We start from the raw sequence: 11,358 nt of genomic DNA, 5'->3' as shown, positions 1-11,358 counted from the left end.
CGACCATTGCCCGCACGCTCTTACGCTCTCCGCCCTGATGCTTGTGACGCCGTGGGTTGGACGGCACCGAGGGCGCGCCGGTTCCCGGCCTGCCGTGCCAATAATCCCATGCGCGCCCCGCGCACACCTGCGGAACCCGCCAGCGTGAGGCGGGCTCCGCCGCGGCGATCCGGAGCAGACGCTCCTACGCCGGCTTCGGATCCTCCCTGATCGCCGTCAGATCAGATCCTTGATCAGCCGCAGCAGCAGATCCATGTCCACTGGCTTGGTGACGTGCTCGTTCGCCCCGGCGGCCAGGCTCTTCTCGCGGTCGCCCTTCATCGCCTTGGCGCTGACCGCGACGATCGGCAGGTCGCGGAAGCCGTCCAGGGCGCGGATGCGGGCGGTGGTGGCGTAGCCGTCCATGCCGGGCATCATGATGTCCATCAGTGCCAGCGCCACGTCCTCGTTCTGCTTGAGCAGCTCGATGCCCTCCCGGCCGTTGCCGGCGTAGACCACGGTGAGGCCGTGCAGCTCCAGCGCGCTGGTGAGGGCGAAGACGTTGCGGATGTCGTCGTCGATGACCAGGACCTTCTGGCCGTCGAAGCGCGGCAGCTCCCGCCCCGGGCGGTCCGGCTCGGAGCCGGGTCCGCTCAGGCGCGGGGCGCCGGTCAGGACGTGCAGGGTCACGCGTTCGGCGACCTGCGGGACCGAGTGCGCGACCTCCCAGCGGGCGGCGTCGCGGACCGAGCGGCGCAGCGCGTCGGCGGCGCCGTCCTCGGCCACCGATTCGTAGAGCATGACCGGGGTGCTGGAGGCGCCGGTCGTGACGGCGTCCAGGACGGCGCGCACCTCTGCCTCCGGACAGCCGAGGTCGACGACCGCGCAGACCGGACGCGCGCCGCCGGCCAGCACGCCGTCCAGATCGGCCGCCCGGGACAGCCGGGTCACCGCGACCCGGCCCTTGATGCCGGTGAGCTCGTCCAGGACCGACTCGACCGCGTCGGCCAGCGTTGTGACCCCGACCGGCTCCATGACCAGGACCGCGGCCGGCGCCTGCGCGTCGCCGGCGTCGGCGCCGGAGGGACGGTCCGTGCCGGCGGGCTCGACCTTGGCGTCGGCGGCCGGCGGCTCGATCGGGAGCTGCAGGGTGAAGGTGCTCCCCCGGCCCGGCGCGCTGGAGACCCGCAGCTCGGCGCTGAGCAGCCGGGTCAGCTCGCGGCTGATGGACAGGCCCAGCCCGGTGCCGCCGTACTGCCGGCTGGTGGTGCCGTCGGCCTGCTGGAAGGCCTCGAAGATGAGCTCCAGCTTGTCCTCGGCGATCCCGATGCCGGTGTCCACGACCGCGAAGGCGATCGCCGGCTCGCCGTGCGCGCCGCGCGCCGCGGTCACCCGCAGCGTCACCTCGCCGGTGTCGGTGAACTTCACCGCGTTGGACAGCAGGTTGCGCAGGATCTGCTGGACGCGCTGGCTGTCGGCGGTGACGGTGGCCGGCGCGCCGGCGGTGACGTCCACGCGCAGCCGCAGGCCCTTCTCGGCGGCCAGCGGCTGGAACGTCGCGGCCAGTCCCTCGGCCAGGTCGGCGATCGGCCAGGACTCGTTCTGCACCTCCATCCGGCCGGCCTCGATCTTGGACAGGTCCAGGATGTCGTTGATCAGCTCCAGCAGGTCCGAGCCCGCCGAGTGGATGGTCTGGGCGAAGTCCACCTGGCGCGGGGTCAGGTTGGTGTCGACGTTGTCGGCCAGCAGCCGGGCCAGGATCAGCATGCTGTTCAGCGGGGTGCGCAGCTCGTGCGACATGTTCGCCATGAACTCGGACTTGACCTTGGACGCCAGGGCGAGCTGTTGCGCGCGGTCCTCCAGGGTGAGGCGCGCCTGCTCGATCTCGGTGTTCTTGATCTCGATGTCCTTGTTCTGCCGAGCGAGCTGCGCCGCCTTGTCCTCGAGCTCGTTGTTCGACTCCTGCAGGTCGCTCTGGCGCTTCTGCAGCTCGGTGGTCAGGCGCTGGGACTCGCGCAGCAGCGCGTCGGTGCGGACGTTGGTGGTGATGGTGTTGACCGCGGTGCCGATCGTCTCCTTGAGCGTCTCCAGGAAGTCGCGGTGGGTCTGGGTGAACACGTTGACCGAGGCCAGCTCGATCACGCCGAGCGTCTGCCGTTCGAAGAGCACCGGGAGCACGATGACGTTGGTGGCGTCGGTCTGCCCGAGCCCGGAGCGGATCGGCACGTACCCGGCCGGCGCGCCGGTCAGCGCGACCGTCTTCTTGCTCACCGCGACCTGCCCGACCAGTCCCTGCCCGGGGGCGAAGACCGGGCCGTCGCCGGGGGCGGCGGCGTAGCCGAACCCTGCGATCATCCGCAGCCGGACGTCCGCGGCCTCCTCGGCGAAGCCCAGCGGTCCGTCCTCGGACTCGGCGAGGAAGAACGCGGCGCTGTGCGCGGAGACCAGCGGCGCCAGCTCCTCCAGAACCATGGCCGCGACGCTGGCCAGGTCGCGCCGCCCGGGGAGCAGACCGGCGATGCGCGCCAGGTTGGTGTTCAGCCAGTCCTGCTCCTGGTTGGCGTTGGTGGTCGCGCGCAGGTTGGCGATCATCTGGTTGATGTTGTCCTTGAGGTCGGCGACCTCTCCGGAGGCGTCGACGGTGATCGCGCGGGTCAGGTCGCCCTCGGTCACCGCGGTGGCGACCTCGGCGATCGCGCGGACCTGCGTGGTCAGGTTGGAGGCGAGCTGGTTCACCGATTCGGTGAGGCGCTGCCAGGTCCCTGAGACGTCCTCGACAGTGGCCTGACCGCCGAGCTTGCCTTCCGTACCGACCTCGCGGGCGACGCGGGTCACTTCGGAGGCGAAGGCAGAGAGCCGGTCCACCATCGTGTTCAGGGTGGTCTTCAGCTCGAGGATCTCGCCGCGCGCGTCCACGTCGATCCGGCGGGTCAGGTCCCCGTTGGCGACCGCGGTGGTCACCTGCGCGATGTTCCGCACCTGGCTGGTCAGGTTGTCGGCCATCACGTTCACCCGGTCGGTGAGCTCCTTCCAGGTCCCGGCCACGCCGGGCACGCGCGCCTGGCCGCCGAGCATGCCCTCGGTGCCGACCTCGCCGGCCACGCGGGTCACCTCGTCGGCGAACGCCGAGAGCGTGTCGACCATGCCGTTGAAGGTCTCGGCGAGCGCCGCGACCTCGCCCTTGGCCTCCACGGTGATCTTCTTGGTCAGGTCGCCGGAAGCGACCGCCGTGGCGACCCGCGCGATGCTGCGGACCTGGCCGGTCAGGTTGTTCGCCATGACGTTGACGTTGTCGGTCAGGTCCTTCCACGTGCCCGAGGCGCCGCGCACGCGCGCCTGGCCGCCCAGGTTGCCCTCGGTGCCGACCTCGCGGGCCACGCGCGTGACCTCGTCGGCGAAGCCGGAGAGCTGGTCGACCATGGTGTTGATGGTGGTCTTCAGCTCCAGGATCTCGCCGCGGGCGTCCACGTCGATCTTCTTGCCCAGGTCGCCCTGCGCCACGGCGGTGGTGACCTGCGCGATGTTGCGCACCTGGTTGGTCAGGTTGTTGGCCATCGAGTTCACCGCGTCGGTGAGGTCGCGCCAGAGCCCGGCGACCCCGGGGACCTGTGCCTGGCCGCCGAGGCGGCCCTCGGTGCCGACCTCGCGGGCCACCCGGATCACCTCGGAGGCGAACCCGGACAGCTGCTCGACCATGGTGTTCAGGGTGTCCTTGAGCTCCAGGATCTCCCCGCGCACATCCACGTCGATGGTCTGGGTCAGGTCGCCGGAGGCCACGGCGGTGGCCACCCGTGCGATGCTGCGCACCTGGTTGGTCAGGTTGCCGGCCATCAGGTTCACCGAGTCGGTGAGGTCCTTCCAGGTCCCGGCCACGCCGGGGACCTTCGCCTGGCCGCCCAGGATGCCGTCGCTGCCGACCTCGCGGGCCACCCGGGTGACCTCGTCGGCGAACCCGGACAGCTGGTTCACCATGGTGTTCAGGGTGGTCTTCAGCTCCAGCAGCTCGCCGCGCACGTCGACGGTGATCTGCCGGGTCAGGTCGCCCCGGGCGACCGCGGTGGCGACCTGCGCGATGTCGCGGACCTGGCCGGTGAGGTTGCCGGCCATCAGGTTGACCGAGTCGGTGAGGTCCTTCCAGGTGCCCGCGGCGCCGGGGACCTCTGCCTGGCCGCCGAGGCGTCCGTCGCTGCCGATCTCCCCGGCCACCCGGGTGACCTCCGAGGCCAGGGTGCGCAGCGTCAGGCGCATGTCGTCCAGGGTCCGGCCGACGTCGGCCAGGTCGCCCCGGCCGTCCACGACCACCTGCTGGGACAGGTCGCCCTGGGCGATCGCGGCGAGCACCCGGCCGGTGTCCAGCAGCGGCCGGGCCAGGTCGTCCAGCAGGGTGTTGACGGTCTCGCGCTGGCGCTCCCAGTCCCCGGCGCCGGTGCCCGGCGCCAGCCGCTGGCCCAGCGCGCCGTCCCGGCCCACGGCCGCCCCGACCCGCTCCAGCTCGGCCAGGTAGCCCTGGTTCGCCTCGGCGATGTCGTTGCACAGCACACAGATCTCCGCCACCACGTCGTCCCCGCTGACGACGATGCGCCGGCGGAAGTCGCCGTCGCGCACGGCGCGCAGCGCGCCGAGGATCCGCTCCAGACGCGGGTCGGTCGAGGCCGGCCGGTCCAGCCGGGTCTCAGGGGATTCCATGTAGCCTCACCGTTCGTGTACGGGGCGCGGGCCACGCCCGATACCCCCATCCTGTACCTGTGCCGCGCACCGGCGGAAGACGGCCGGGCGCGGCGGTTTCACTGCCGTGTTCTGCGCTTCGCCGCTTCACGCGGCGCGGATCAGTCCAGCCCCGCGACCTCCACCGACGGCAAGTCCTTGATCTGGTGTTTGGTCAGCCGGACGGTCACGCCCTCGGCGTCGATGCCCGTGACCGCGCCGACCGGGATCGCCACCCGCTTGTGCCCCCACAGGTGGCCCTCGTCGAGCAGCACGTGCGTGACCGCCTCGTCGGCCGGGTCCACGACCAGGCCGCGGACGTGCCCGATGGGCCCGTCGGAGGCCTCGACGCGCTCCCCGCGCCGGATTCTCACTTGCCCGGCCGGAACCCGGTCCTCGATCTCCATACGCGGCGAGGCCAGCGGGTCCAGGCAGGTCAGACCCATGGCGGCGCCGGCCGGCGCGAGGCCGTAGAACGGCCAGTAGACGACCTCGCCCTCGTGGTAGCCGTACCGCTGTTCGGCGTCCGGCGCGAGCAGGAAGTGCGTCGCTATCGAGGGCTCCAGCCGGTCGAAGTGCTCCTGGGTGCAGTCCAGGCGGACGCCGTCCTGGTCGGCGTGCGCCAGCTCCACCGGCACCAGCCGTCCGGCGGTCCCGTCCCGGGCCACCACGATCAGGTGCGTGAGCCGCTCGGCGACCGGGTCCACCACGACGCAGACCAGGTGGCCGCATGGTCCGGTGTGGCAGCGGACCGCGCTGCCGATGTCGTATTCCTCGAAGGCGTTCATCGCTACCTCCTTCCACCCCCAGTCTTCTCCCGTGCCGGCTTCGCGGCACGGTCAGTCCGGCTCAAGTCCGGTTCGCCCCAGGCAGGCGGTCAGGCGCCGAAGAGTGCCGCCCGGACCCGGTCGACGACGCTGGGGGCGGGAGTGGGGGTGGCGGTGGTGGAGGCGCTGGCCGCGGTGGTCGAGGCGGTGGTCACCGATCCAGGTCCGGCGGCGTCGGACCTGGCCTGCGCCGGGATGGTCGCGCTCGCGGCCTCGGCCTCGGCCCGGCGCCGCGCGGCGGCCATCTCCTCGCCGGCGGCCAGCAGCTCGCCCCGGTCGCACTCCCGGGTCAGCTCCACGAAGGTGATCTGCTCCTCGTGCTCGATGTGCCCGCGCGCCGCGGCGACCAGCTGCGCCAGCAGCGGCTCGAAGCGGGCGTCCGAGGGGTCCTTGGCCTCCAGGTCGCGCACCATGTGCTCGACCGTCAGATGCTCGGCGGTGTGCCGGTCGGCCAGCGCGTCGCCGTCGGGCAGGGTGCGCCGGGCCAGCGGCAGCAGGTAGCGCTGCGCGGCGGCGGCGTGCCAGGCCAGCTCCAGGGCGAGCGCGTCGACCAGGGACTTGCGCGAGCCGTCGGGACCGCCGCCCCCGGTCTCCAGCCGCTGGAACAACGCCTCGACCGCGCGGTGCTCGCCGGTCAGGACGTCGATCACATCACGGCGGTCGGTCGCGCTCATTCGGGGCAGCTCCTCGCTCCGGCCGACCCCGCTGGTCAGCATCCCTCCCCATTGACCGCTGGCGCCCGGCGTAAACACCCCCGATCGGGTGATGGAAAACGCCACAGCCGGGACACCTGACGTTTAGGACTTCAGGACCGGGTAACCGCGTCGAGTACCCATCCGACGACAACAAGCACCGGGAGGAAGTCGTGCTGACTCTCACCGACCGGGCCGCCGAGGCCGTCCGCAACCTGACCACGCAATCCGATCTGCCCGACGACAGTGCCGGGCTGCGCATCGTTTCGCACGGTGCCGCCCAGAACAGCGGGCAGGGTCAACTTTCGTTGTCCCTCACCCAGGGTCCGCACTCCGGCGACGCCGTCGTGGAGACCGGGCCCGCCCGGGTCTTCCTCGAGGCCGAGGCCGCGCAGGCCCTGAACGACCAGCAGCTGGACGCGACCGTCGCCGACGACGGCGGGGTCAGGTTCCTGCTCGCGCCGCAGCAGTAACCGCGACGCGCGAAGCCGGGTCGGCCACAGCCCACCGCTGTGGCCGACCCGGCTTTGACGTCCTCTTATATGGTCAGCATTCCTTTATAGGGCCAGTGTCCTTTACAGGGTCAGTGGTCAGTGTCCTTCCAGCCGCTCCAGCAGCCCGGACACCGAGACGGTCGCGAACTCGATCCCCATGTCGCCGAAGCCGTAGGGGATCACCAGCAGGTCCTCGTGCTTGAGCGCGCCGCAGGAGTAGACGACGTTCGGCACGTACCCGTCGCGCTCGTCCGGCGCGGCGATCAGCAGGGGGTCCCGCAGCGTGCCGACCACCTGCGTCGGATCCTTCAGATCCAGCAGGATGGCGCCGAGCGCGTAGGTCCGCATCGGTCCGACGCCGTGGGTCAGCGCCAGCCATCCGGCTTCGGTCTCGATCGGCGATCCGCAGTTGCCGACCTGGGTCAGCTCCCATTGGCGCAGCGGCGCGTCCAGGCTGCCGGCGCGCTGCCAGATCCGGCCGTCCTGGGACGTGGCGATCGCGTTGCTCTCCGGGTCCCAGCGCGACAGCGCCACATGGCGTCCCTCGACTTGGCGCGGGAACAGGGCCAGACCCTTGCTGCCGACGGCCGGGCCGAACAACTGGGACATCTGGAAGGTCTGGAAATCGGGGGTCTCCATGAGCTGGGTCGCCGAGTCGCTGCCGCTGTAGGCGGTGTACGTCCCGCGGTACATCACCGAGCCGTCCGGGTCCACGCAGCGCACGAACCGGGCGTCCTCGACGCCGCGCCGCTCGGTCGGCGACTGCGGCCACAGGACGTGTTCGGAGACGTCGGCGTCGGCGCTGAACTCCAGCCGGTACTGGCAGGCCAGGAACCAGTGGATGCGGGAGACCGTGCGGTAGGTGTTTTCCTGGACGAGCAGCTGCGGATGCAGCTCGCCGAGGCGGGCTTCCAGCTCGGCGTCCGTGAAGTGCTCGGGCAGGTGGCGCAGGAGGTAGGCGACGACTTCGTCGTCCTCGCCGTGACCGGCCATCGCCGCCGCCAGGAGCGAGCGCTCGTAGCGGGTGGCGCGCACGCTGCCGATCGAGGCGTGCGGTGAGGGCTGGTCGACGCGCAGCTCGCCGCCGGACCCGATGACGCCGGTCCGGAACTCGACACAGGACAGGTGCCCCTCGCCGATGGCGCGGGCGCTCATCAGGAAGCGGAGTTCGCCGGGCCGCAGACCGCTCTGATCGGGGTGCGGGACCATCGAGGGGTTGGTCAGCGCCGCGCCCTCGATCGCGTATTCGTGGGTGAAGTGCGCGCCGATCAGCAGTCTGCGCTGCTCGGAGACGTCCTTGTCATGGCCCACGCGGTGCTCGATGGTGCGGTAGTTCTCGGCGAACGTCTCCTGCAGGTCGCGGTGGCGGGAGCCGAACTGCTCGAGGATCTGCGTGTAGGAGGCCTCGACCTCAACGTCGGACAGGGTCAGAACGCGGCGGACGACGCCGCCGGCGCGGGAGTTCATGTCCGGAGGCTGCCCTCCGGGGAGGAAGAGTTTCGCGATGACGCGGCTGGGATCTCGGTTGAGGCGCAGGCGCCTGCGGGTCACGAGTTCGTCGGCCTCCAGTCCCCGGGCCGGACTCTGCGCGGGGACGGATTCAGCGGTGGTCATGCGGCATCACCAGTCAGCTGGGGTCGAAGGTCAACAGCGGAAAGGTTGCGATTAACCCGCACCCAGCCGTTCAAACATAGTCAATGTAATGGCAAGGCCCTGCCAAAGCGGTGGATTCCGGCCCTGATTCCGGTGGTGTTCTCCCCCACCGCGGCAGCCGGGCACGCCAGGGCTGTGGCCCGGTCCGTAAGGTCCGTTTACAACCTGTCGCAGACCGCGCAGGAGAATGTTCGTTTTACCCGCTGTCATACCCCGCAGTACGTGGCGCCCGATTTCGAACAGACTGTCGGGCGCAGCATATCAGTCCACTAATTTCTAGCCCTTACATAAGTACCCTACCTTTTCTATGCTTGGCGCCACCATCCTCGGGGGCGTCGCCACACCGCACACAGGAGGGTACATGCATCAAGCTGTAATACCAGGTCAAGACACTTTTCATCCCCGCTCGGGGTACGGGTCCATGCCCGTTCGGCAGTTGGGAGGGCTGCGCGTCCCGGCCCAAGGACTGGGCTGTATGGGACTGAGCGAGTTCCGCGGACCGGTGGAGCCCGGGGAGGCTCTGCGCGCCGTGCACCGCGCGCTCGATATGGGCGTGACCATGCTCGATACCGCGGACATCTACGGGCTCGGACATAACGAGAGCTTGGTCGGACGGGCTGTTCGGGGACGTCGGGACCAGGCGGTGATCGCCACGAAATGCGGGATCGTCCGGGGACGCGGCGAGGCCGGCCGACGGCTGTGCGGAACCCGGCGCAACATCAAGGAGTCCTGCGAGCGTTCGCTGGCCCGGCTCGGGGTCGACCACATCGACCTGTTCTATCTGCACCGGGTCGATCCCGACACGCCGATCGAGGAGTCCATGCTGGGCATGGCGGAGCTGATCGCCGAGGGCAAGATCTGGTACGTCGGGCTGTCGGAAGCCGGTCCGGAGACCATTCGGCGCGCGCACGCGGTCGTGCCGATCACCGCGCTGCAGAGCGAGTGGAGCCTGTTCTCCCGGGAGGTCGAGGGCGAGGCGCTGGGCGTGTGCCGTGAGCTGGGCATCGGCGTGGTCGCCTTCTCCCCGCTGGCGCGCGGGCTGCTGTCCGGGGGCATCCGGCGGCTCGGCGATCTGTCCGACCGGGACGAACGCCGCATCAACCCGCGCTTCCACCCGGGCAACTTCGACCGCAACATGCGCCTGGTCGCCGCCCTGGAGGACGTCGCGGCGCGGATGGGCATCACGGTGGCGCAGCTCGCGCTGGCGTGGGTGCACCATCAGGGCCCTGACGTGGTCCCCATCCCCGGCGCCGAGCACGCCTCACACGTGGCCGACAACGTCAAGGCCGCCTCGGTCACCCTCGGCGCCGAGGACCTGGCCCTGCTCGAACGCCTCTCGCCGGCCGAAGCCGTGGCCGGCCACCGGATGGACGCCGTGCGCTCCGGCATGCTGCCGGCCGGCAAGCCGCATCCGAACAGCTGATCCGCCCCGAGCCACGGCTGACCCGCCCTGGCCCGCAGCTGACCGCCCCGACCCGCCCCGGAAGGTACGAAGGTCCGTATGTACACCGTTTTCCGACCCGAGCTGGACGATCTCGCCCGCGAGATCCTCGCCCGGTACCGCGCGTACCAGGAGGGCCGGACGACCCCGGCCGAGCTCGACGCGTATCGGCTCGCCTGCTTCGCCGCCACCCTCGGCTACGCGAAGCAGCACTCGCCCCTGTACCGCGAGCGCCTGGCGCACGTCGACCCCGAGAAGATCAGCACACTGACCCCCGAAGCCCTCGCCGAGATCCCCTTCACCACCAAGGAGGACCTCCGCGACCACGGCTTCGACCTGGCCTCCCTCCCCGTCCACCAAGCCTGGGTCTACTACGAGACCACAGGCACCACCGGCGCCTCCACCCCCAGCCCCCGCGCCGACGTGGACAGCCTAAACACCAACATCGCCATGACGGTCCAGTACGAACCCCTGCTCCGCAATTTCGGCACCCAGCAGGTGATGGGCGTCTGCGGCCCGAGCGAACTGCACGCCCACGGCGACACCTTCACCGAGGTCTGCCGCAACCTGGGCTACGCGAGCATCAAGATGTGGCCGTACTCCCCGATGATCGGCTTCGAACGCGCACTCCGCGTGATGCGCGAACTCCCAGTGACAGGACTGTTCTGCACCCCAGGCATGGCCGTAGCCCTAGCGAAGGCGGCGGTCGCAGCAGGGGCGGACCCGCGCAAGGACTTCAGCGTGAACGTCCTCATGCTCACCGGCGAGACAGCACCGCCGGGCTTACTGGCGCACATCGGCGAGCTATGGGACGCCGAGGCGCACATGTCGCTGTACGGATCGCAGGAATCATCGGTCCTCGCCCTCGGCTCAGCGCAGGGCCACCTCCAGCTGACACCGCTGCTGAACTACTACGAGGTAGTGGACCCGCTGACGCTGAAGCCGGCAACGCCCGACGCCCAGGGCGTCCTCCGCGGCGAAATGGTCGCGACCCACCTGTACCAGGGAGCGAAACCACTCGTCCGCTACCGCACCGGCGACCGGGTACGACTGCACGCCGACGGACGCATCGAGGTACTGGGACGCGTGGCAGATCGGCTGGTGCTGAACGGAGTCGAGACGACTGCGTACGACCTCGAAGACGCAGTCATAGCGGGAGTCACCAGATACCTCGACCACAAGATCCTGATAGACCACCGCAACGGCCGCGACACGCTGGCCCTGATACTGACCCCCGAACACGAGGACAACCACCCGCAACACCTGGACGAGCGAATCACCGCCTGCCGGAAAGCATTCGACGCCGAGCTGGAGATCATAGTGGCCGACGCCGAAACAGTCGCCGCCCCCACCGGCCCAGTCAGCTGGAAGACGCCGCGCATCCACGACCGGCGGTAAGGCTTCCGGCGCCGACACCGACGCTGAACGCGCGGGCGGACTCGGAGCAGCTGGTCGGGAGCACATGCGCTCGAACACATCGCTGCGAGCCGCCCGCCGCAACAAACCAGCGCCGAACCACACCACACAGAACACTCGCCGCCAGCCGCCGGCCGCCAGCGCCCAACGCA

General features: G+C 70.3%; 7 protein-coding genes. 3 read left to right on the top strand and 4 right to left on the bottom strand.

Annotation, left to right across the window (positions count from 1 at the left end; genetic code table 11):
- Window positions 1-216: 216 nt before the first annotated feature.
- The 3 genes from CACI_RS16550 to CACI_RS16540 all read right to left on the bottom strand — a co-directional run bounded on the left by CACI_RS16550 (window position 217) and on the right by CACI_RS16540 (window position 6,184).
- Window positions 217-4,665: a HAMP domain-containing protein gene (locus CACI_RS16550; RefSeq protein ID WP_012787528.1), complete on the bottom strand. Its 4,449-nt coding sequence runs from the start codon at window positions 4,663-4,665 to the stop codon at window positions 217-219.
- A gap of 140 nt (window positions 4,666-4,805) precedes the next feature.
- Window positions 4,806-5,471 (bottom strand): hypothetical protein, encoded by a 666-nt coding sequence (locus CACI_RS16545; RefSeq protein WP_012787527.1) that lies wholly within the window; start codon window positions 5,469-5,471, stop codon window positions 4,806-4,808.
- A gap of 89 nt (window positions 5,472-5,560) precedes the next feature.
- A complete protein-coding gene (locus CACI_RS16540; protein ID WP_012787526.1) occupies window positions 5,561-6,184 on the bottom strand; it encodes a hemerythrin domain-containing protein in 624 nt (207 codons plus the stop codon).
- 191 nt (window positions 6,185-6,375) lie between these two features.
- Between CACI_RS16540 and CACI_RS16535 the strand changes: the two genes are divergently transcribed.
- A complete protein-coding gene (locus CACI_RS16535) occupies window positions 6,376-6,675 on the top strand; it encodes an adhesin (protein WP_012787525.1) in 300 nt (99 codons plus the stop codon).
- A gap of 117 nt (window positions 6,676-6,792) precedes the next feature.
- Here CACI_RS16535 and CACI_RS16530 read toward each other — a convergent pair whose 3' ends face one another.
- Window positions 6,793-8,310: a glycoside hydrolase family 130 protein gene (locus CACI_RS16530; RefSeq protein WP_012787524.1), complete on the bottom strand. Its 1,518-nt coding sequence runs from the start codon at window positions 8,308-8,310 to the stop codon at window positions 6,793-6,795.
- A 460-nt stretch (window positions 8,311-8,770) separates the two neighbouring features.
- Between CACI_RS16530 and CACI_RS16525 the strand changes: the two genes are divergently transcribed.
- Complete coding sequence (locus CACI_RS16525; protein ID WP_012787523.1) at window positions 8,771-9,772, top strand: aldo/keto reductase; 1,002 nt, start codon at window positions 8,771-8,773, stop codon at window positions 9,770-9,772.
- A 78-nt stretch (window positions 9,773-9,850) separates the two neighbouring features.
- A complete protein-coding gene (locus CACI_RS16520; protein ID WP_012787522.1) occupies window positions 9,851-11,188 on the top strand; it encodes a phenylacetate--CoA ligase family protein in 1,338 nt (445 codons plus the stop codon).
- Window positions 11,189-11,358 lie beyond the last annotated feature (170 nt).

The sequence above is a fragment of the Catenulispora acidiphila DSM 44928 genome, from assembly GCF_000024025.1.
Lineage (GTDB): Bacteria > Actinomycetota > Actinomycetes > Streptomycetales > Catenulisporaceae > Catenulispora > Catenulispora acidiphila.
This window is presented reverse-complemented; position numbering and strand designations above follow the sequence as displayed.

Coding starts and splice junctions, on each gene's coding strand:
- CACI_RS16550 (WP_012787528.1), bottom strand. CDS start 4,665: ATGGAATCCCCTGAGACCCGGCTGGACCGGCCGGCCTCGACCGACCCG.
- CACI_RS16545 (WP_012787527.1), bottom strand. CDS start 5,471: ATGAACGCCTTCGAGGAATACGACATCGGCAGCGCGGTCCGCTGCCAC.
- CACI_RS16540 (WP_012787526.1), bottom strand. CDS start 6,184: ATGAGCGCGACCGACCGCCGTGATGTGATCGACGTCCTGACCGGCGAG.
- CACI_RS16530 (WP_012787524.1), bottom strand. CDS start 8,310: ATGACCACCGCTGAATCCGTCCCCGCGCAGAGTCCGGCCCGGGGACTG.
- CACI_RS16525 (WP_012787523.1), top strand. CDS start 8,771: ATGCCCGTTCGGCAGTTGGGAGGGCTGCGCGTCCCGGCCCAAGGACTG.
- CACI_RS16520 (WP_012787522.1), top strand. CDS start 9,851: ATGTACACCGTTTTCCGACCCGAGCTGGACGATCTCGCCCGCGAGATC.